Origin of the sequence: Sporosarcina jeotgali (genome assembly GCF_033304595.1) — a bacterium.
GTDB classification, from domain to species: Bacteria; Bacillota; Bacilli; order Bacillales_A; family Planococcaceae; genus Sporosarcina; species Sporosarcina jeotgali.
Genome location: NZ_CP116341.1, coordinates 2,017,893 through 2,039,992, shown reverse-complemented (window position 1 = coordinate 2,039,992; position 22,100 = coordinate 2,017,893). Strand labels below are relative to the sequence as shown.

20 protein-coding genes and 1 other annotated feature are annotated in these 22,100 nt (G+C 43.9%); of the genes, 16 read left to right on the top strand and 4 right to left on the bottom strand.

What is annotated here, in order from left to right; genetic code table 11:
* The first annotated feature begins 5 nt into the window (after window positions 1–5).
* The 4 genes from PGH26_RS09995 to leuS all read left to right on the top strand — a co-directional run bounded on the left by PGH26_RS09995 (window position 6) and on the right by leuS (window position 5,387).
* The gene (locus PGH26_RS09995; protein ID WP_323690939.1) at window positions 6–1,190 is read left to right on the top strand and encodes an MDR family MFS transporter; all 1,185 of its coding nucleotides are present in this window, start codon (window positions 6–8) and stop codon (window positions 1,188–1,190) included.
* A gap of 106 nt (window positions 1,191–1,296) precedes the next feature.
* A complete protein-coding gene (locus tag PGH26_RS09990; RefSeq protein ID WP_323690938.1) occupies window positions 1,297–1,983 on the top strand; it encodes a CoA transferase subunit A in 687 nt (228 codons plus the stop codon).
* Window positions 1,984–2,001: 18 nt separating this feature from the next.
* Window positions 2,002–2,649, top strand: a complete 648-nt coding sequence (locus PGH26_RS09985) for a 3-oxoacid CoA-transferase subunit B (protein ID WP_323690937.1) — start codon at window positions 2,002–2,004, stop codon at window positions 2,647–2,649.
* A gap of 57 nt (window positions 2,650–2,706) precedes the next feature.
* Window positions 2,707–2,923: a binding site (T-box leader), on the top strand.
* Window positions 2,924–2,969: 46 nt separating this feature from the next.
* The gene (gene leuS, locus PGH26_RS09980) at window positions 2,970–5,387 is read left to right on the top strand and encodes a leucine--tRNA ligase (RefSeq protein WP_323690936.1); all 2,418 of its coding nucleotides are present in this window, start codon (window positions 2,970–2,972) and stop codon (window positions 5,385–5,387) included.
* Here the strand turns inward: leuS and PGH26_RS09975 are convergent.
* Together PGH26_RS09975 and PGH26_RS09970 are read right to left on the bottom strand one after the other, a co-directional pair.
* Complete coding sequence (locus tag PGH26_RS09975) at window positions 5,306–5,884, bottom strand: hypothetical protein (protein WP_323690934.1); 579 nt, start codon at window positions 5,882–5,884, stop codon at window positions 5,306–5,308. The genes leuS and PGH26_RS09975 overlap by 82 nt on opposite strands.
* Before the next feature lie 87 nt (window positions 5,885–5,971).
* Window positions 5,972–7,246 carry a BaiN/RdsA family NAD(P)/FAD-dependent oxidoreductase gene (locus PGH26_RS09970; protein ID WP_323690933.1) on the bottom strand — a complete coding sequence of 425 codons (1,275 nt, stop codon included), beginning with the start codon at window positions 7,244–7,246 and terminating at the stop codon, window positions 5,972–5,974.
* 195 nt (window positions 7,247–7,441) lie between these two features.
* Between PGH26_RS09970 and PGH26_RS09965 the strand changes: the two genes are divergently transcribed.
* Window positions 7,442–9,061, top strand: a complete 1,620-nt coding sequence (locus PGH26_RS09965; RefSeq protein WP_323690932.1) for a putative polysaccharide biosynthesis protein — start codon at window positions 7,442–7,444, stop codon at window positions 9,059–9,061.
* Window positions 9,062–9,781, top strand: a complete 720-nt coding sequence (locus PGH26_RS09960) for a pseudouridine synthase (RefSeq protein WP_323690931.1) — start codon at window positions 9,062–9,064, stop codon at window positions 9,779–9,781.
* Between the two features lie 54 nt (window positions 9,782–9,835).
* On the opposite strand, the gene PGH26_RS09955 is transcribed toward PGH26_RS09960, so the two are convergent.
* Window positions 9,836–10,057 (bottom strand): DeoR family transcriptional regulator, encoded by a 222-nt coding sequence (locus PGH26_RS09955; protein ID WP_025786120.1) that lies wholly within the window; start codon window positions 10,055–10,057, stop codon window positions 9,836–9,838.
* A gap of 351 nt (window positions 10,058–10,408) precedes the next feature.
* Between PGH26_RS09955 and dat the strand changes: the two genes are divergently transcribed.
* Genes dat through PGH26_RS09935 form a run of 4 tightly spaced genes read left to right on the top strand, consistent with a single transcriptional unit; the run spans window position 10,409 to window position 13,852 of the window.
* Window positions 10,409–11,266, top strand: a complete 858-nt coding sequence (gene dat / locus PGH26_RS09950; protein ID WP_323690929.1) for a D-amino-acid transaminase — start codon at window positions 10,409–10,411, stop codon at window positions 11,264–11,266.
* A gap of 26 nt (window positions 11,267–11,292) precedes the next feature.
* Window positions 11,293–12,300 (top strand): NERD domain-containing protein, encoded by a 1,008-nt coding sequence (locus PGH26_RS09945; RefSeq protein ID WP_323690928.1) that lies wholly within the window; start codon window positions 11,293–11,295, stop codon window positions 12,298–12,300.
* Window positions 12,301–12,332: 32 nt separating this feature from the next.
* Window positions 12,333–12,983 (top strand): tRNA (guanosine(46)-N7)-methyltransferase TrmB, encoded by a 651-nt coding sequence (trmB, locus tag PGH26_RS09940; protein ID WP_323690927.1) that lies wholly within the window; start codon window positions 12,333–12,335, stop codon window positions 12,981–12,983.
* Window positions 12,984–13,006: 23 nt separating this feature from the next.
* Window positions 13,007–13,852, top strand: a complete 846-nt coding sequence (locus PGH26_RS09935; protein WP_323690926.1) for a YtnP family quorum-quenching lactonase — start codon at window positions 13,007–13,009, stop codon at window positions 13,850–13,852.
* Window positions 13,853–14,003: 151 nt separating this feature from the next.
* On the opposite strand, the gene PGH26_RS09930 is transcribed toward PGH26_RS09935, so the two are convergent.
* Window positions 14,004–14,318, bottom strand: a complete 315-nt coding sequence (locus tag PGH26_RS09930; protein ID WP_323690925.1) for a PepSY domain-containing protein — start codon at window positions 14,316–14,318, stop codon at window positions 14,004–14,006.
* A gap of 173 nt (window positions 14,319–14,491) precedes the next feature.
* Between PGH26_RS09930 and PGH26_RS09925 the strand changes: the two genes are divergently transcribed.
* The 6 genes from PGH26_RS09925 (at window position 14,492) to murC (ending at window position 22,063) form a co-directional block, all read left to right on the top strand.
* On the top strand, window positions 14,492–15,565 hold the full coding sequence (locus tag PGH26_RS09925) for a M42 family metallopeptidase (RefSeq protein ID WP_323690924.1): 1,074 nt from the start codon (window positions 14,492–14,494) through the stop codon (window positions 15,563–15,565).
* Window positions 15,566–15,737: 172 nt separating this feature from the next.
* Entirely contained in the window at window positions 15,738–16,256 is a 519-nt protein-coding gene (locus tag PGH26_RS09920; protein WP_323690923.1) for a hypothetical protein, read from the top strand.
* Between the two features lie 30 nt (window positions 16,257–16,286).
* Complete coding sequence (locus tag PGH26_RS09915; RefSeq protein ID WP_323690922.1) at window positions 16,287–17,105, top strand: DUF1444 domain-containing protein; 819 nt, start codon at window positions 16,287–16,289, stop codon at window positions 17,103–17,105.
* Window positions 17,102–17,707, top strand: a complete 606-nt coding sequence (gene ytpR / locus PGH26_RS09910) for a YtpR family tRNA-binding protein (RefSeq protein ID WP_323690921.1) — start codon at window positions 17,102–17,104, stop codon at window positions 17,705–17,707. The genes PGH26_RS09915 and ytpR overlap by 4 nt, the downstream gene beginning before the upstream one ends.
* Window positions 17,708–17,906: 199 nt before the next feature.
* The gene (locus tag PGH26_RS09905; protein ID WP_323690920.1) at window positions 17,907–20,672 is read left to right on the top strand and encodes a DNA translocase FtsK; all 2,766 of its coding nucleotides are present in this window, start codon (window positions 17,907–17,909) and stop codon (window positions 20,670–20,672) included.
* 77 nt (window positions 20,673–20,749) lie between these two features.
* Window positions 20,750–22,063 carry a UDP-N-acetylmuramate--L-alanine ligase gene (gene murC / locus PGH26_RS09900; RefSeq protein ID WP_323690919.1) on the top strand — a complete coding sequence of 438 codons (1,314 nt, stop codon included), beginning with the start codon at window positions 20,750–20,752 and terminating at the stop codon, window positions 22,061–22,063.
* Window positions 22,064–22,100: the final 37 nt, after the last annotated feature.

Here is a 22,100-nt window from a genome sequence, read left to right as displayed (position 1 = left end):
TTTCTTTGCCTAGAAAAGTTTGGCTTTTGATTATCGGAATGTTTGTGAATGTAATCGGCAACTCGTTTTTGTGGCCGTTAAATACAATCTATATGCACGATTATTTAGAGAAGTCTTTGTCCGTTGCGGGTTTAGTATTGATGGCGAATGCAGGAGCAGGCGTCGTCGGTAATTTACTTGGCGGTTTTTTCTTTGACAAAATTGGCGGATATAAGTCGATTATGGCGGGAATTCTAATTTCGATTGCTGCCTTAATCGGATTGGTAATTGACCACTCATGGGGACCGTATGTTGTCTTGTTAACTGTATTAGGATTCAGCGGAGGGATTATTTTCCCGAGTTTCTATGCGATGGTCGGAACTGTTTGGCCTGAAGGCGGGAGACGGTCATTTAACTCGATTTACTTGGCACAAAACGTCGGGGTTGCAATCGGACCTGCGCTTGCCGGATTTGTCGCTGCATTTAATATCGACTTTATTTTTACTGCGAACCTGGCATTTTATGTACTCTTCTTCTTTATTGCATTCTTCTTCTATAAACAGATGAGTATAGCTCCAGAAGTCCATACATCGATTTTAAAAGAAAATACGGGAATCAAGAAAAAGGCGCCATTCATTGCGTTATTGATTGTCATGATTGGTTATTTGCTGACCTGGCTTGTTTATTCACAATGGGCGACGACGATTTCAACCCATGCTACTTCTGTAGGTGTTACTTTAAGGGAGTATAGCTTCATATGGTCAATTAATGGCTTGCTGATTGTAGTAGGACAGCCGTTCATTAAACCAATCATTACGCGTCTGGAAAACAAAGTAAAGACACAAATCTTGTTAGGACTTTCTATATTGCTAGTATCGTTTTTTGTTGTCAGCTTCGCTAACACCTATAACGTATTCATCATTGCGATGATTATTTTAACGTTTGGTGAAATGATTGCGTGGCCGGCATTCCCGACGCTTGCAGATCAGCTTGCCCCAAGAGGAAAGGAAGGATTCTATCAGGGGATTGTCAATTCTGCGGCAACTGTCGGTAAAATGATAGGGCCGATTGCCGGCGGTATTCTTGCAGACTTATATGGTGTGCAAATTGCGCTTTGGATTTTGACAGGACTGATGAGTTTAGCAGTCATACCGACACTTCTATATGACGTCCCGCTGAAACGCAGTGGATATGAACCGAAAAGCCGTTGATGCTTTTCGGTTTTTCTATTTGGTTTAATTGCAAAATACGAAATGGTCTGATTAAATAAAGGTAGGTAATCGAAGTATATTTGCATGTGCATAGGAGGGCTGTCAGATGAAAACGATTTATAAATCGGCACAAGAAGCTGTCGAACCCATTCAAGACGGGATGACACTAATGGTTGGCGGATTCGGTCTTGTTGGGATTCCGGAACAGCTTATTTTAGCGCTAGTAGAAAAAGGCGTTAAAGACTTAACGATTATTTCTAACAACTGCGGCATCGACGAATGGGGACTGGGTCTTCTATTGAAAGAGAAGCAGATTAAGAAAATGATCGCTTCATATGTTGGTGAAAACAAAGAATTTGAACGCCAAGCGCTGTCTGGCGAACTGGAAGTAGAATTGACTCCTCAAGGAACACTCGCTGAAAAAATCAGAGCAGGCGGTGCAGGCATTCCCGCATTCTTCACACCTGCTGGCGTAGGGACTGAAATTGCTGAAGGCAAAGAGATTCGGATATTTAACGGTAAAGAATATGTCCTGGAAGAATCTTTAACTGCGGACTTTTCACTTGTACGCGCGCTGAAAGCGGATACATTCGGGAACTTGGTTTATAACAAAACCGCTATGAATTTTAACCCGATGATGGCTGCTGCAGGGAATGTAACGATTGCAGAAGCAGAAGAAATTGTGGAAGTTGGTCAGCTTGAACCTGGATTCATCCACACACCGAGCATTTACGTTCAAGGACTTTTACAAGCTGAGCAGGAAAAACGAATTGAACGATTGACGACTCGATAAGGAAGGGGACGAAACACAATGACAACAGCGAATTCCAGAGAACTAATTGCACGGCGGGCAGAAAAGGAAATAGCGAACGGAGATTATGTCAATCTCGGAATCGGCATGCCGACTCTCGTTGCTAACTACATATCCCCCGATAAGACGGTCGTGTTGCAGTCGGAAAACGGGTTGCTTGGGATTGGGCCATTTCCAACAGAGGACGAAGTGGATCCTGACCTCATTAACGCGGGCAAAGAGACGGTGACTGCGAGCATTGGTGCGGCTTACTTTGACAGTGCAGAATCGTTTGCCATGATTCGGGGAGGACATATCGACGTAGCGATTCTTGGAGGTATGGAGGTATCTGAAAAAGGGGACCTTGCGAACTGGATGATCCCGGGTAAAGTGATTAAAGGGATGGGCGGAGCCATGGATCTCGTTCACGGTGCGAAAAAAATCATTGTGATCATGGACCACGTATCTAAAAAAGGTGAGCCGAAAATCAAGAAACAGTGTGATTTGCCGTTAACCGGAAGACAAGTTGTGAATAAGATAATTACAGAACGCGGTTTAATTGAAGTAACGCCAGACGGACTCGTTTTAAAAGAAGTGTTTGAAGGCTATACTGTTCAAGACATCGTGGAGTCAACAGGAGCGGACTTAACGATTGACGTGAAACAGTAAGCCAGTCATGAAAAGCTTGTCATTCCCCTTTCATTCCAGTAAAATGAATTTCAATAGAAGTTGACGTTGACGGAAATTAGTAGGCAGGATTATCCTTTTCAGAGAGCTGACGATGGCTGCGAGTCAGTAAGGAATCTTGGTGAACTCACTTCCTGAGTCTGCACGTGAGTGAGCGAATCGTGCCGTTTTTTCCGCGTTAAGGAGTCAAGTTGGGCGGCGAGAGCCGTCAATTTGGGTGGTACCGCGGGAACCTGTCTTCACTCTCGTCCCTTGTTTAGTGGGGACGGGAGTTTTTTATTTTGAATAGGAGGAAGTTTACTATGAGCTACAATCATCTTCAGATCGAACAAAAATGGCGTGACTATTGGAAAGAAAACCAAACGTATAAAATGACGGACGATCCGTCAAAACCTAAATTTTACGCATTGGATATGTTCCCCTATCCATCAGGCGCTGGTCTTCACGTCGGTCACCCGCTTGGGTATATTGCAACGGATATTTTGAGTCAGTTTAAACGTAAGCAAGGCTACAATGTATTGCACCCAATGGGATGGGATGCGTTCGGTCTTCCAGCTGAGCAATATGCGCTCGATACAGGGAATGACCCTGCTGAATTTACAGCGAAAAACATTGCGACGTTCAAACGTCAAATGGATGAACTAGGATTCTCGTACGACTGGGATCGTGAAGTGAATACGACAGATCCGAAGTACTACAAGTGGACACAGTGGATTTTCATCCAATTGTATAAGCGCGGACTTGCATATATGGACGAAGTGGCTGTGAACTGGTGTCCAGCACTGGGTACAGTACTAGCAAACGAAGAAGTGATCGATGGTAAATCAGAACGTGGCGGACACCCTGTAGAACGCCGTCCGATGCGCCAATGGGTGCTTCGTATTACGGAATATGCGGATCGCTTGCTTGAGGATTTGGACGATCTTGACTGGCCGGAAAGCTTGAAAGATATGCAGCGTAACTGGATCGGCCGTTCTGAAGGTGCTCAATTGACGTTTGCGGTTGAAGGCAGTGAGCAGTCATTTGATGTCTTTACAACTCGTCCGGATACGATTTTCGGCGCGACATATGCCGTCCTTGCACCTGAGCACAAATTGGTCGATAAAATCACGACTCCAGAGCAAAAAGACGGGGTTGCTGCGTATTTGGATAAAGTAAAGCTGAAGAGCGATCTTGAGCGTACAGATCTTGCGAAAGAGAAAACAGGTGTATTCACAGGTGCTTATGCAGTGAACCCTGCGAGTGGCGAGAAAATGCCAATCTGGATTGCGGATTATGTTCTGGTTTCATACGGAACAGGCGCAATCATGGCAGTTCCAGCACACGACGAGCGCGATTACGAGTTTGCAAAAGAATTCGGCTTGACGATTACAGAAGTAGTGGCTGGCGGAGATATCGAGAAGGAAGCGTTCACTGGAGAAGGCACGCATGTGAACTCAGGATTCCTAGATGGTCTTGGAAAAGACGAAGCAATTCAAAAATCGATTGCATGGCTAGTTGAAGAAGGAAAAGGCGAGAAGAAAATCACGTATCGTTTGCGCGATTGGCTGTTCTCCCGTCAGCGTTATTGGGGCGAACCGATTCCAATCGTCCACTGGGAAGATGGCACAATGACTGCTGTTGATGAATCAGAATTGCCGCTTGAACTTCCTGTGACGGGCGATATCCGTCCAAGCGGAACTGGTGAGTCTCCACTTGCGAATATTACGGAGTGGGTCAACGTAGTCGATCCGAAGACGGGCATGAAAGGCCGTCGCGAAACGAATACAATGCCGCAATGGGCAGGCAGCTGCTGGTATTACTTGCGCTATATCGATCCGGAAAATGATGAGATGCTGATTGATCCTGAATTAGCGGAACGCTGGCTGCCGGTAGATATCTATGTTGGCGGAGCAGAACACGCAGTTCTTCACTTGCTGTATGCACGTTTCTGGCACAAAGTGCTGTACGATATCGGTGTGGTTAAAACGAAAGAGCCATTCCAGAAGTTGTTCAACCAAGGAATGATTCTCGGTGAAGGCAACGTGAAAATGTCGAAATCTCTTGGCAACGTTATTAATCCGGATGATATCGTTCACTCTCATGGTGCGGATACTTTGCGCATTTATGAAATGTTCATGGGACCGCTGGAAGCTTCTAAAGAATGGTCTACAAATGGATTAGATGGGTCACGGAAGTTCCTCGATCGCATTTGGCGCTTGTTCGTCAATGAAGACGGTACACTAGGCAGCAAAATCGGCGGAGAATCAGACGGAACACTGGATAAAGTGTACAACCAGACGGTTAAAAAGGTTACGGAAGACTTCGAAAGCATGCACAATAACACGGCGATTTCGCAACTGATGGTATTCATCAACGAATGCTATAAAGCAGATCGCGTGCCGACTGAATATGCGAAAGGATTCGTATTGCTTATGTCACCAATCACTCCTCACTTGGCTGAAGAGCTTTGGGAGAAGCTGGGCAATGAAGGGTCAATCACATATGTCCCTTGGCCAGCATATGACGCGGAAAAGTTAGTCGATGATACAGTGGAAATCGCTGTTCAGATTAACGGTAAAGTCCGTGCGAAATTAGAAGTCGATAAAGACATTACTAAAGAAGAGTTGGAAAAAGCGGCACTTTCCAATGAAGAAGTTCAAAAATGGATCGATGGCAAAGAGTTGAAGAAAGTTATCGCAATTCCAGGACGCTTGGTTAATATTGTAGCGGTTGGATAAATAGAGGTGGCACGGAAGGGGGATGAGTCTCTCTTCCGTGTTTTTTTTGTGTGGAAATGGAATTGTGGAGGCAAGTACCTGCTCGTTTGGCATTGGAACCCGCTCGTTTTCGCGAGCAACCCGCTCGTTTGGCATTGGAACCCGCTCGTTTGGCGTTGGAACCCGCTCGTTCCCACGTGCAACCCGCTCGTTTCGCGTTGGAACCCGCTCGTTATCGCGAGCAACCCGCTCGTTTGGCGCTGGAACCCGCCCGTTTTCGCGAGCAACCCGCTCGTTTGGCGTTGGAACCCGCTCGTTCCCACGTGCAACCCGCTCGTTCCGCGCTGGAACCCGCTCGTTCCCACGAGCAACCCGCTCGTTTCGCGTTGAAACCCGCTCGTTCCCACGTGCAACCCGCTCGTTTGGCGTTGCAACCCGCTCGTTCCGCGCTGGAACCCGCTCGTTCCCACGAGCAACCCGCCCGTTCCGCGCTGCAACCCGCTCGTTCCCACATACAACCCACCAGCCACCCGCAACGAGCCTTATAATTTCTTCAACCAAAAAAGCCAAAACACTTCGCGAATCGAAGTGTCTTGGCTAATCAGTTATCTCGTCATCTTTTCAGAAGCGTGTAAGCTCGCATTCATGCCAGCGAGTCTTCCTGTCACAAGTGCAGAAGTAATATTATATCCGCCGGTGTAGCCATGAATGTCCAAAATCTCTCCGCAGAAAAACAACCCGTCTTTTTTACGCGATGCCATTGTTTTCGGTTCAATTTCTTTCACCGACACCCCGCCGCCTGTGACGAATGCTTTTTCGATGGGCTGAGTGCCATTTACTTTCATTTGGAACGTCTTCAGCAAATTGGCGAGTTTGCGGATCTTTTCCGATGAGAACGTATTCGCGGGTTCGTTCGCTTCCATGTCGGCCTGTTCAAACAAAAATAGTAACCAGCGTTCAGGGGCGATCCCCTTTAATGCGTTCTTCAATGCTTTTTTCGGGTCTTCTTTCAATGTTGCCGTCAGCTGCTGGAATACTTGTTCTTCATTGTCATCCGGCATCACATCTATTTTTATGACAACTGGCTGATCTCCATTTTTCATACGCTCTTTCACAACGTATTGGCTGCATCGTAAAATAGCAGGTCCACTTAGACCAAAGTGAGTAAACAACATGTCCATTTGGTGGGTAACAAGAGTTTTCCCTTTCGCGTTCAGCACAGAGACTGCTGCGTCACGAAGAGCCAGTCCTTGAAGTTCTTTCGCTACAATGAATTTTTCATTAGACAGCAATGGAACTTCCGTTGGGTATAATGTCGTTACAGTATGTCCTGCTTGTTCCGCCCATGGATACCCGTCGCCAGTGCTGCCTGTGTGAGGCACGGCTTTCCCGCCAACTGCTACGACGACAGACTTAGCTTGGATTTCTTCCCCGTCCAATAACCGGACACCCAGAATTTCGTCTTCGTTCATGAGCAACTTTTTCACCTTTGTTTCCGTCCTGATTTCAACACCCAATCTGTCCATTTCGCTGAGCAGTGCATTGACCACGTCTTTTGCTTTATTGGAAACAGGGAACATGCGCCCGTAATCTTCTTCTTTCAACGCCACACCCAGACCTTCAAAAAATGCAATAATGTCTTCGTTATTAAAGACCGAAAACGGTCCATATAAAAATCGTCCGTTGCCGGGGATATGTTTTACAATTTCTTCAACTGATAGACGGTTTGTCACGTTACAGCGTCCGCCGCCTGAAATGGCCAGCTTATTGCCAAGCTTTTTACCTTTATCCAGCAAGAGTACGCGGTTCCCGGATTCTGCAGCTGCAATCGAAGCCATTAATCCTGAGGGCCCGCCACCAATAATAATTACATCAATCATTTAAATCACACTTTCAGTTTTTCTACAGTATACAACACTAATGGGGATAAAACATTGTGAAAACTGTTCCTGCAGAGTAAACTGTAAAGTAGTTTGACTGAACTCAGTAACAGCCTATGGCCAGCATAATGGATTTCTAAAATTCAGCACGTTCTGATGCCGAGGTGTAATTGAAAGATGGGAAGGAATAAATAAATGGCATCTAATCTTGTTAAAGGCACTGCGATTTTAACAATCGGCCTATTTTTATCGAAAGCACTCGGGCTGTTGTATGTAATTCCTTTTTACAGCATCGTCGGAGAGAAAAATGTGGGTCTTTATCAATACGCATATATTCCATACAATATTGCACTCTCCATAGCGATCTCCGGTGCACCGCTTGCAGTCTCTAAATTTGTTTCCAAGTACAACGCATTGGGAGACTACGCCACCGGGCGAAAATTATTGAAGTCAAGTATCGGTATTATGGCGTTGACAGGAGTGCTGTCCTTTTTAGCGCTTTACTTCATGGCAGAGCCGATTGCCCACATGGTTATCAAAGATAAGGAGCAGGATTTCACGGTACAAGACATTGTCTCTGTTATCCGCTGGGTAAGCTATGCGTTGCTCGCTGTTCCAATCATGAGTGTCATCAGAGGTTTTTTACAAGGATACCAGAAGTTCGAGCCGACATCGGTTTCACAGCTTGCTGAACAGGTTGTTCGAATTGCTGTCGTTCTGATTGGTGCATACCTTGTCGTAAATGTCTTTGGAGGATCACCGAAAACGGCCGTGAAATTTGCGGTATTTGCTGCTTTCATTGGTGCTCTCGCAAGTCTATTCGTATTGGGGCTTTATTGGAAGAAGTACAGACCGGAAATGAACCGGTTACTGGCGGATAGCCCGCCTGCAGGCGATATCCCGGTTTCGTCCATATATAAAGAAATCATTACGTATATTTTGCCGTTTGTACTAGTAGGTGTCATTAATCCGCTTTATCAATTCGTGGACTTGATTACCTTCAATGGGGCTATGAAATCCATTGGATTAACGGCTGTGACGGATCAATATTTAAGTATGTTAAATTTCCTGACGCACAAAATCGTGATGATCCCGGTAATGGTGGCGACCGGCTTTTCGATGGCTCTGATTCCTGTGATGACTACGTATTATGCAAAAGGGGATCAAAAAGGAATCACACGGTCGCTCGATCAGACATATCAAATCATGTTATTTATGACGATTCCCATGGTAGTCGGGATTATGTCATTATCCAGTGAAACGTATCAAGTGCTGTATCAGCAAAGCGCTGTCGGGGCGGGAGTACTAAGAAGTTACGCACCTGCTGCAATTCTATTCGGATTGTACACAGTGACTGCCGCAATTTTGCAAGGAATCGACAAGCATAAGTGGATTGTCTTCACTTCGCTGCTCGGACTGCTGTTCAAACTGATGCTGAATATCCCGCTTATCAAAATGTTTGAAGTGAATGGTGCCATCGCCGCAACCATTATTGGATATGGAATTGCAGTTGGAGTGAATGTTTTTGTCATCAAGAGAGAATTGAATTACCAGTCTAAACTGGTCATTCGCCGTACGATTCTGATTCTGTTCTTCAATGCAATCATGCTAGCTGCAGTAATCCTGACACGTTCCGGTTTGTATGCGATCCATGCACCTGCCGGAAAAATGCAAGCGTTGCTGTACCTGATGATTTGCAGTGGCGTCGGTGCAGTCGTTTACGGATTCTTATCATTCAAAAGCGGACTCGCACAAAAGTTGCTTGGAGATCGAATTACACGAATTACAAAGAAATTCGGCTTGGGGAGATCATGAATGAGACTCGATAAATTGCTTGGCAATAATGGATTTGGAACGCGAAAAGATGTGAAACAACTCGTACGGAAAGGAACAGTCCGTGTGAATGGGGTGACTGAGAAAGATCCTGGCGCGCACGTTAACCCTGAAAAGGATTCCGTGGACGTGCTGGGGGAGCCTGTCATTCATCAGGAATTCATCTATATTATGATGAACAAACCGCCTGGAGTCATTTCTGCAACTGAAGACAAATGGGATCAGACTGTTATCGATTTGCTTTCAGAAAACGAACAGCGATTTGAACCATTCCCAGTCGGACGTCTTGATAAAGATACTGAAGGACTTCTGCTGATTACAAATGACGGTAAGCTTACACATGAGCTCCTGTCACCGAAAAAGGATATTCCTAAAACGTACTTTGCGAAAATCGATGGTGTAGTAACGGAAGAGGATACTATTGCTTTTTCAAATGGTGTCACTCTTGAAGATGGATTCCATACAAAGCCAGGAATTCTTAATATACTCGTTTCAGGACCTATATCAGAAATTGAACTGACGATTACAGAAGGGAAATTTCATCAAGTGAAAAGGATGTTTGAAGCGGTTGATAAACAAGTGGTGTATCTAAAACGATTATCGATGGGGAACTTGTCGTTAGATGAGTCGCTTCCGCTGGGACATTATCGTGAACTGACAGAACAGGAACTGAACGATTTAGATCCACGAAAAAAAGGCTGAATTGCTTGGAGCAATTCAGCCCTTTTTTTGAGGCTGGGCGGCCTTAGATAAGCGTTAAGAAGGCAATTTCACTTTTCTTGCTGTCGTTGTCCATTGGCCACGAACCGGACTCGTAATGAGGTCATTATACTCCAGGACATTTAAATCCCTTTGTGCGGTACGCGCCGTGATGCTAAATTCTTGGACTACATTCTCTGTGGTGACAGTACCATTACCATAGATGTACAAATAGACATCTTTAATACGGGTCAGCATTCGGTCTGTAGCAGGATTCAACTGTGAACCACTCCTTCATCATCAATTTCCAATAGACTTGGTTTGTGACGTGGAAATGTTACGTTAGCTCCTTGAAATCGCCTGTGCTCCGCACATCCTCTCCAGCAAAAATTAGTCAGATTGTTTGTTCTGACAATATTAGTATAACGTATATTTTTGAAAAAGTAAGCTAAAATCGCTTATAAATTTATCAGTCCGACAACACGCGAAAAGTTCTTTATTTTCTTTCAAGAACGTGGGAAAATGGAGAGAATTGTTTGTACTGCAAACAAACGCTCGCAAAAGTCACTAAACTCACATAGACTGTATACAAACAAGCATAATTAACACGTATTCGAGAGGAGAACAACGATGACAATTTACTTTAATAATGGAGTATATGCAGACAAAGAAACAATGAAGGTATCCATCGATGATAGAGGCTATTATTTCGGCGATGGTGTTTATGAAGTCGTGAAGGTATATGATGGAAAGCTTTATACTGCCGAGGAACACTTTACACGTTTTTTACAAAGTGCTAAAAAGATCCGTTTAGACCTTCCGTACACGATTGAAGAATTCACGGAAATTGCAAAAAAGCTGGCCGTTGATAATGGTATAGTAGAGGGACATGTCTATATTCAAGCAACTCGGGGAGCAGCTCCCCGGATGCATAACTTCCCAGGTGAAGATGTTGTGCCTATGATTACAGCATATGCTATTCATAACCCGCGCCCGCTTTCTAAGATAAAAGAAGGGGTGGCAGTGAAAACAACTGATGACATTCGCTGGCTGCGCTGTGACATTAAGAGTTTGAATTTATTAGGCAATGTATTAGCGAAGCAAGAAGCCTATGAGGCTGGCTGTGCAGAGGCAGTGTTTGTACGTGATGGGATAGTTACAGAAGGTTCATCTTCAAATATGTTCGGTGTAAAAGACGGAATCCTCTACACTCACCCGGCAACGAATCTGATCCTTAATGGGATTACGCGAAGAGTCGTGCTGAAATTGTGTGCAAAGCATAGTATCGGTGTAATGGAAGAGCCGTTCACACTGGAGCAATTCAACGAAATGGATGAACTCTTCCTCACTTCGACAACTTCAGAAATCACACCGATTGTTTCTGTTGACGGGAAACCTGTCGGTGAAGGAGTACCTGGACGAGTCACGGAACGGCTGCAACAAGTGTTTGAAGAAACGATTCACGAACTGAAAATGGAAATTAACTGAATCAGAAAGCGCAGGTGAGTCGATAGATGGCCCAGCTTGTCAAAATGCTCGATTACGTCTCGCGTTATGAACATGACCTATCTCGTTATACGACCCAATTCATCCGTCTGAAACGATCCCAATGGGAACGTATGAAACGGCAATGGGACAATGGAGTCGATCTAGCGAGCTGGCAAATTGCGGCTGATGGGGAATCATCAGCCGTTCATCCAGAGAACGAAAGCCCGATAGAAGAGGAAGCTGGAAAAAAGCGATTTTCCACGTTATCCCGCTTCCTTCCTTTTAGAAAAGAAGAACAGGCAGGTACCGATGAAGAAAAGCATCAGCAACATGAAAATGATGACTTGCAATTCTCTCCGAATATTATTCAAGATCCACGGTCCGTTCAACAGCTGCGTAAGCTGTATATCGAACAGCTTTTCCACTTCCAATTGAAATGGGCAAGTTCAACGCTGACTGAACGGTCTCGGATAGACGGCAAATTCATGAGAGATCCGCTGCTTCATGACTTTTTAGAGAGCTTGCCAGATAGCTATTTGCTCTTCTATTATCCTGTCCTGAAAATAAAAAAAGCACCTGTCGAATTGGAAGTCCTCCTCATGACGCCCGTTGAATGCATTTGCATGACCGTTCTGCAAGCGGAAGAAAGCTCTGTCTTAGTAGGGAGCGGAGAACGGTTTTGGAGTAAAAAGCTCGGTGAACAAGAAACCAAATTATTGAATCCGACAATTGGCCTGAACCGGATGGCGAAGATTGTATCCAGTCTTTTTGCATCCGAGGAAGTCGATTTCCCGATTCGAAAACTCCTGCTTTCAAGAGAAAGTTATATTGACTTTCCTGGTATTGCTCATGATATCCAAATCATCGATCGAAGAGATTATCCAAAATGGTTGGAAAAAGGGAAGAAATTGAGCACTCCCATGAAATCCAATCAATTTAAAGCTGCACAAACAATACTTGACCTTTGTCAAACAACAGCCGCAAGCCGATTGTTTGAAACAGAAGACCAATCGCTGGAAACGGAAAACGAATAATTAACATTAATGAAGAAAAGAGTGGTTGAACGATGAGATTGCGCCATAAGCCTTGGGCAAAAGATTATTTAGAAGAGCATGCTGGAATTGTTATTAAAGAACCGGAAACAAAGAGTGGGAAATGGTCCGCAATTTTTGGAAATGAAAACCCGGTCCATGTTGAAGTTGGGACAGGAAAAGGTCAGTTTGTTGTAGGGATGGCATTAGCAAATCCGGATATCAACTATATTGGAATCGAGCATTTTGACAGTATTATCGTTTCAGCAGTAGAAAAAGTCGTTGATTCAGGAATTCCTGCTAATTTACGGTTATTGCGCGCAAATGGGAAAGAACTTACTGATATCTTTGAAAAGGGAGAAGTTGCCCGCGTCTATTTGAACTTCTCAGATCCATGGCCGAAATCGAGACATGCGAAACGTCGTCTCACTCACGGTGAATTTTTAAGTTTATATCAATCCGTCATGCCGGAAGATGGAGAAATCCATTTCAAAACAGACAACCGGGGATTATTCGAGTACTCACTTGTTGCAATGTCTGAATACGGAATGCGTTTGCTGGATGTATCGCTGGATCTGCATGCGGAAATGCCTGAAGATAATGTGATGACGGAATATGAAGAGAAGTTTTCGGCGAAAGGACAACCCATCTATCGTCTGGAAGCAAGGTTCATGAGCAAAGCATAATTCAACCAAAAGGGGATGTTTGAATGGATACATACAATTTCTACGATATGAAACTCACTTGGCTTGACGGGGGCGTCAATTATTTGGATGGGGGAACGATGTTTGGCGTAGTTCCTAAAGCAATGTGGGCTAAAAAGTATGCACCTGATGAGAACAACTTGATTGAATTACGGACAGATCCAATCTTACTTCAATTCAAAGGGAAAAACTTGCTGATTGATTCTGGTATCGGCAAAGGGAAGCTGGATGAAAAGAAAAAGCGTAACTTAGGAATCCGCGCAGAAACTCGAGTTGCAGAAAGTCTTTCTGAGTTCAACTTAACTGCGGCAGACATCGACATGGTTCTCATGACGCATTTGCATAATGATCATGCAGCTGGACTGACGGAATGGCAAGATGACAAGCTCGTTTCTGTTTTTCCGAATGCCGAGATCTACGTTTCGCAAATTGAATGGGATGAAATGCGTAACCCGAATATCCGCTCAAGAAATACGTACTTCAAAGAAAACTGGGAGCCGATCCAAGACCAAGTGAAGCCTTTTGAGAAAGAGTTTTCACCTCTGCAGGGAGTTACAATGGTTCACACAGGCGGTCACAGTGACGGTCACAGCATTATCCGCCTTGAGCAAAACGGAGAGACGATGATCCATATGGCTGACATCATGCCTACACATGCGCACAGTAACCCGTTATGGGTGCTGGCGTTCGATGACTACCCGATGGATTCCATCTTCGCGAAAGAAAAGCTCATGAAAGAAGCACGTCAGGAAGGTCATCGTTTCTTCTTCTACCATGACGCTGTTTATCGGGTCGTTCGCTTCGATGAAACCGGGAAACATGTCATTGAATCAGTGGAAAGAACTCGTTGACTGGAATACCCGAAACGAGTGCTGTATGAAGAACAGCAGTTTTGTTTACTTATTAATTCTTTTTAGACGAATTTAAAAGGGCTGTTCCAAGTAGTCAGTTTACATGACTATTTGAGACAGCCCTTATTCATTCCCGGAAAGAACTAGGAATTTAATTTTTAACGAGCTCGACAACTGTGCCTGTTTTAGCATCAGCTGCGAATTCATATTGTTCCAACACGCCATTTTTAATGCGTGAAACTCCGCCTCTGTAAACGTTCATAGAAATGACGTTATTCGTGAATGGCTCAGTTTTCATCACAATCCATGAACCATCGATTGGACCTTCTTTTTTAAATGCATCTTTTACTGTTTTTAATACTTGCTCAGCTGGAACAGCAGAGTTTGCACGATCTACGGCTCCTTTGACGACTAATCCTGCAGCTGCTCCGGTCAGAACGCCGGCTGCAAATTCTTTGAACTTCATACGGACAGCACTCCTTACTAGTCATTTTAATAAGTGTATCATACCACTTTCAATTTGAATAAGCGAGACTACTCACTCTATTCTTTCGGATGACGAACTGGACAATTGGTAATTTCGACTGAATTGTTCTACAATACGTAATGTACATAATTTAAAGTGGAGGTAATCCTTTTATGAATAACGAAACTCTTGCAATGTTTAAAACGCTAACAGAATTACCAGGTGCGCCAGGTAACGAGCATGCGGTACGTAACTATTTACGCGGCGAGCTTGAAAAATATTCAGATGAAATGATTCAAGACAACTTGGGAGGCATCTTTGGTGTTCGTAAAGGACCTGAGGACAGCCCTAAAATAATGGTAGCTGGACATATGGATGAAGTCGGTTTCATGATTACAGGAATTACGGAAAATGGAATGCTTCGTTTCCAAACACTTGGCGGCTGGTGGAACCAGGTTATGCTCGCACAACGTGTTGAAATTATTACAGACACACGTGTAATTCCAGGCGTTATCGGTTCCATTCCTCCACATCTTTTGACCGATGAACAGCGCGCGAAGCCAATGGACGTTAAAAATATGCTGATTGACATCGGTGCGGATGATCTGGAAGATGCAAAGCGCATCGGAATCCGTCCAGGTCAACAAGCGTTACCGGTTTGTCCGTTCACACCGATGGCGAACGAAAAAAAGATTATGGCTAAGGCTTGGGATAATCGATACGGTTGCGGATTGGCCTTGGAATTGTTGAAGGAAGTTAAAGATACAGACCTGCCAAACCAACTTTACTCTGGAGCAACAGTAATGGAAGAAGTCGGTTTGCGTGGAGCTCAAACGGCTGCAAACATGATTAATCCTGATTTGTTCTTTGGATTGGATGCAAGTCCTGCAAATGATATGTCCGGAAGCAAGACAGAATTTGGGCAGCTCGGCAAAGGGACACTATTGCGTATTCTGGATAGAACGATGATCACGCATCGCGGGATCCGTGAATTCATCCTCGATACGGCAGAAACTCATAACATTCCATATCAGTATTTCGTTTCACAAGGCGGAACAGATGCAGGGAAAGTCCATATTTCAAACGAAGGTGTACCGAGTGCGATCATCGGCATTTGTTCTCGTTACATTCACACATCTTCATCAATCATTCATACCGATGATTACGCAGCAGCAAAAGAACTTCTTGTGAAATTGGTTACGACGTGTGACAAAACAACTCTTGAAACAATTAAACAAAACGCGTAATTTCGATTGGCCAGGCAATCATTTAAAAGCAGTGGGTTTCAGATGTTCATCTGTTACCGACTGCTTTTCACTGCGAAAACAGGTGTAATCCAGTAAAATGCGATTCTGATGGTTGCACGGATATGTGCTGACAGCTAAACTAAACATATTGTATTGAAACGGAGGCGAAGACGTGATCAGGAAAACTACCTGCTTTATAACAGCAGCACTTTTGATACTCGTTCTGACAGCATGCGGACGAACTGTTGAAGAGAGAACAGACGAAGCGATGCAAGCAGCGCGAGATGCATTTGAGATGAACCGTAAACAACCGACGGAATCTATAGATAAGGTCGAATTCTATAAGCCGGTTGGCTGGAAAGCAGATATGATGAAAGAAGACCGCACATTTTTGATATCGAAACGAAGTCAAACTTATACAGCACACTATGATCCGAATGCTAAACAAGACTCTCATGCGTATTATGAGTTGCTGATGGCGGATACTAGTAAAGAATTTATCCAGAAGCAAACCTTTTCGGATGCGGGCGTATTTGGATTTGCAGCAATTAGCGCACATGGGGATTCTTCTGTTGAAGTCGTAACGGGCACCGGTCCTGTTCAAGTGACGGCAATCGTGCCGAAGGAAGATTTAGTTGCAGCCATCGCGCGCATGATGGAAATCGCACGTTCTGTACAAATCGCATCATAAAATAGATTTATCTAAGGAGAGGTGAAAACGTTGAAATCAGAACAATTAGTGGAAGAACTGAAAAAGCGGCTTTCTTCTCAGCACTTTGAATGGAAGTTCGATAAAAAAGCAGATCGAGTTCGTCTCGACCATAACGGGTTACATAGGGGAATGGACATATCCCTTCCTGAAATTCTGGCAAAGTACGAATTAAAACAGGATGCAGCTATTGATGAAGTTGTCTACACCATTCAAGAGACATTCCATGCAATGGAGGCAGAACAGCAACAAGGGTTCGATGCCAATGCCACCATTCTTCCTGTTATCCGTTCAACGTCATTTCCAAAACAGTCAAAAGCGGGCAGTCCATTTTTAATGAAAGAACATACAGCTGAAACTGCAATCTATTACGCATTGGACCAGGGGAAAACGTATCGTCTTATTGATGAGGGCATGCTTTCAGAACTTGGGAAAACAGAAAAAGAAATTACTGAGGCAGCATTATTTAATGCCCGAAAACTGCCGACAGATGTTAAAGTAGATGAAGTAGCTGGCAATAAATATTATTTCCTGAACATAAATGATGGTTATGATGCAAGCCGAATATTGAATGCTGCATTTTTGAAAGAGATGGCGACTCGCATTGACGGTCATATGACGGTCTCTGTACCTCACCAAGATGTATTAATCATCGGGGATATACAAAATGACACGGGATATGATGTTCTTGCGCAAATGACGATGCACTTCTTTACGACAGGAACAGTGCCGATTACGTCGTTATCATTCCTCTATAACGATGGGGAGCTTGAACCTATCTTCATCATGGCTAAAAATCGTGTCGCAGAAAAAGGAGAGAAAAAGAAATGAACGTCTTTATTAACAAAAATGGTGTAGGTGACGTGTTGCTGGTTCAACTGACAACCGAGCGTCCTGAGCAAACAGAAATTGAAACTAAAGGTGATATTACGCTTATTAAGTCTTCACAAGATGGACAAGCAGTAGCGTTGAACGTATTTAACGCAACTCAATATGTTGGAGAATATGCAGATGGTTCGATCGAATTAACGCCGGAACTAGTTGCAAAGATTCAGGAAGCGCTTGAAAAGAATGGGGTTTCACTTGAACTTAATGTAGATTTCAGTCCGAAATTTGTTGTTGGTCACGTTGTTTCAAAAGAAAAGCATCCAAATGCGGACAAGCTCAATATTTGCACAGTCAACGTGGGCAGTGAAACGCTGCAAATCGTTTGCGGTGCACCGAATGTTGAAAGTGGCCAAAAAGTTGTCGTTGCCAAAGTAGGGGCAGTAATGCCATCCGGTATGATCATTCGCGACGCGGAACTGCGCGGAGTTCCCTCATCAGGAATGATTTGTTCTGCAAAAGAATTGGATCTGCCAGATGCACCTGCGGAAAAAGGGATTCTCGTTTTAGCCGGGGACGCTGAAGTAGGAAGCGCATTTACAAACTAAAAAAGAATCCGAACAGAGAAGCTGGTTAAGTTCTCTGTTTTTTTTATGGAAATTTAATTAAAACGAGAGTACTTTTGATCATAAATACCGGTCGGAGCGACTTTAAATCCAATTTCGTATACTCGCCAGCACACGACTATTTGATTTTACCCTAGTATTTCTGCTAAAATAGGTTGATTGAAATGAAAAGAGTGATAGAGTGAGCTGGATAAAAAAAACGATGAGCCGCTTGTTTGGCTCCGAATCTGATGAAGAATTACAAGACTTGAAAGATGAGACGTTTGAAGAAGTCTCCGATGAAGTAAGAGAGTATGAACAACCGCAAGAAACAAACTCGCCGCAGCGGCCGGCATTTAGATTTCCTATGATTACTGATGCTGAAATTTATGGATGGGATGAAGACCCTCACGAACCTGTACAAATAAAGAAGCAAGAATCGCTTCCAGTAGAAAATAAAGACACAACTGAAACGATACCATTATACAAAAATAATAGATGGCCCGCAGAACCGCCTATTGGTGAAATCCATAGAGCGGGAAGCAGAACGAAATATAAAGAGCAGCCTGAACGCTCTAAAACGGTTCAGCCCAAAGTAGTTAAGCAAGTGGAACGTAAATCCGAAATTGTAAAACAACGTACGAACAAGCCGTTTACACCAACGGAAGTGCCTTCACCAGTTTATGGATTTTCACAACCGAAGCGTGCTTCAGTAAAAATTGAACACGAAATCACATCCACTTACGATGATCAACCGGATACAAAGAAAGTACCGCCATCGAATCTCTTTTTACCTAAAGAAGTTTTGCCGTCGGGAAGGAAAATCGGGACACCGGTTATTGAGGATTTGGATCCCCAACACGTTGTTGGACCTGAAATCGAAGTGAATGAAGTATTTGAAGAGCAGCCTGAATCTTCTTCATCAGTGGCTGATCAGCCGGAAGCAGATGTTGTTGAAATAGAGGACAGAAATCCGCTGATTTCAACGACAGATCAGTTGCGCGCTGAAATTAATCATGAACAAACACTGAAAGAAGAAACCATTTCAGATCACGTACAAATTGCAGTTTTAGAACCTGATAGCGAAGAACTTGATCAAGTGATACTTGATGAGAAAGATTTTGCACTTGATGTATTAGAAGAACAAGAGACAGATGAAGAGCATACAGAGCTAGATGACCTTGTAAGTGGTGTTCCTGAGGTGTTACACATTGAGGACATGCAAGAAGCTGAGACAGATTCTCATTCAGAACCAGAAAAAGCTTCTGATGAAAAGATTGTTCCTTTTAACGTTGTCATGTTGAAATCAGACAAAGAAAAGCAGCAATTACGGTCACTTTCTGTAACTGATGCACCCGCATACAAAGAACCTGCCAGTGTGCCTGTACGAAATGAGCAGCCTGCTGCTGTTAGCAAGGGAATACAGTTTACAAAGACAGAAACACAGAACGGAAGCAATCGGCCAGTAGGAGCGGTTCAACCGCCACCCTTGAACATCGCAGCGCTTCCTGAAGAAACAGAGGACGAGGAGCAGGTGCTGCCTCACTATGTGTTCCCTTCCATGGAAGAGTTACTGCCAGCTGAAGAGCAGCAGGAAGATACGGAATGGCTTACTTCCCAATCTGAAAAACTAGTCGAAGCACTTTCTCATTTTGCTGTGGAAGCTGACATATTAGAAGCAGTTCAAGGGCCGACAGTAACTCGGTTTGAACTGATAGTCGGATTTGGAACTAAAGTCAGCAAGGTTCGTAATTTAACCGATGATCTTAAATTAGCGCTTGCGGCAGAAGATATCCGGATCCAGGCTCCTATTCCTGGTACAAGCTCCATTGGAATTGAAATACCGAATCGGACAACTCGTCCTGTACGCATTTCAGAAGTTATTGATACCGAAAAGTTTTCGAATTCGGAGTCACCGCTTGAAGCGGTCCTTGGACTGAGTTTAACAGGTGAGCCTGTGACAATTGACTTGAGGAAAATGCCTCATGGAATGATTGCAGGGGCAACTGGTTCCGGAAAATCAGTATGCATCAATTCGATTCTTGTAAGTTTGTTATATAAAGCATCCCCTACAGAACTTAAGATGATGCTGATTGACCCCAAAATGGTAGAGTTGGCTCCTTTTAATGGCATACCGCATCTGATTAGTCCTGTAATCACGGATGTAAAAGCTGCAACTGCTGCACTGAAATGGGCGGTCGATGAGATGGAACGCCGTTATGAGCTGTTTGCACATGCAGGTGCAAGGAATATTGAGCGATATAACCAAATGGCAGAAGCAAGTCGACAGTTTTCTCAAAAGATGCCGTATTTACTTATCGTAATTGACGAGCTTGCAGATTTGATGATGGTTGCACCAAATGATGTGGAAGTTTCAATCAGCCGTATTGCACAAAAGGCTCGTGCCTGTGGAATTCACTTGATAATCGCAACGCAGCGTCCGTCTGTTGACGTGATTACTGGAATTATCAAGGCCAACATTCCGACACGAATCGCATTTGCGGTGTCTTCTCAAATCGATTCCCGTACGATTATCGACGGGGCAGGTGCTGAACGCCTTCTCGGCAGGGGCGACATGCTTTATATCGGGAATGGACAATCTTCACCTATTCGCTTGCAAGGGACATTTGTAACAGATGATGAAATTGAAAGCATTATTGATCATGTGAAAAGTGAAGCGGCGCCGGAATACTTATTCGGTCAGGAAGATTTACTGGCTGCTGTTGTGGAAGAAGAGGAATCTGACCCATTGTTTACTCAGGCTTGTTCATTCATCATTGAACAGGGGAGTGCATCGACTTCATTGATGCAGCGTCATTTTAGTATTGGCTACAATCGAGCCGCTAAGATTATGGATCGAATGGAAGCGCATGGTTTCATCTCTGAACAACGGGGCAGCCGTTCACGGGATGTCTATTTAACAGAAGCGGACTTAGAGTCATTTCTGAATCCTGATCATGAAGCATAAGATTAGAAATATGAACTTACAACACGAATTAGCAATGAGAGATATTAGGGAACAGTTTGCTCCCAGGAGGTTGCACAATGACGAAATTTCACTTTACAGGTATTAAAGGATCTGGAATGAGCTCACTCGCTCAAATTCTTCATGATTCATCAAACGAAGTTCAAGGGTCTGATGTGGAAAAGCACTTTTTCACAGAGGAACCTCTTCATGAACGTTCTATTAACGTACTCCCTTTCAGTGAAGACAATATTACTGAAGGACTTACAATAATTGCAGGAAATGCTTTCCCGGATACACACCCGGAATTAGTGAAGGCGCATGAACTTGGGCTCGATGTCATTCGTTATCATGACTTTTTGGCGGACTACATGAAACAATCTGTTTCTGTAGCGGTAACGGGTACGCATGGAAAAACATCCACGACTGGGTTACTGGCACATGTTCTAACCGGATTTGCACCCATTTCTTATTTAATCGGGGATGGTACAGGAAAAGGTGTCCAAGACAGCGACTTTTTTGTATTTGAGTCATGTGAATACAAGCGGCATTTCCTAGCGTACGAACCGGATTATGCAATCATCACGAATATCGATTACGATCATCCGGACTATTTTAAAGACATGGAAGATGTATTGAATGCATTTGGCGATATGGCATTAAATGTAAAAAAGGCGATCATCGCATGCGGGGATGACTCGAACTGCCTGGCCATTCAAGCAAATGTTCCTGTTGTGCTTTATGGTCTTGGAGAAGGAAATGATTTTAGTGCTTCCAATATTGTGAAAAGCGCTGAGGGGACTTCTTTTGATGTATTTGTACGCAACGAATTCTATCATTCTTTCACCATTCCGATGCCCGGGGACCATGCAATTAAAAACGCATTGGCAGTCATTGCGCTTTGCCAGTATGAAGGATTGGAACCGAATATTGTCGCAGAACGTCTAAAGAGCTTCGATGGCGTGAAACGCAGATTCACTGAAATTAAAACCGAAAACGCGATTCTAATCGATGACTATGCACATCATCCAACGGAAATTCGTGCAACACTTCAGTCCGCAAGACAGAAGTATCCTGAACGTGAAATCGTTGCTGTTTTCCAGCCGCATACGTTTTCAAGAACGGCTGCACTTTTGAACGAATTTGCAGAAAGCCTTGCTGAAGCTGACCAAGTTTACTTATGTGATATATTTGGATCTGCCCGGGAGAAATCAGGTACGCTGACCGTGGATGATTTGGCTGAAAAAATCCCTGGTTCTGAACATTTGACGCTAGAGGCTATTGAAGCACTTGATGGACATGAAGAGGCTGTGTTTTTGTTTATGGGCGCAGGGGACGTACAAAAGTATTTGAATGCTTATCAGCAGCATATTGCTGAACAGAAGACAGTCTGATTAATTTAATCAGGCTGTTTTCTTTTTTTTGAACAAA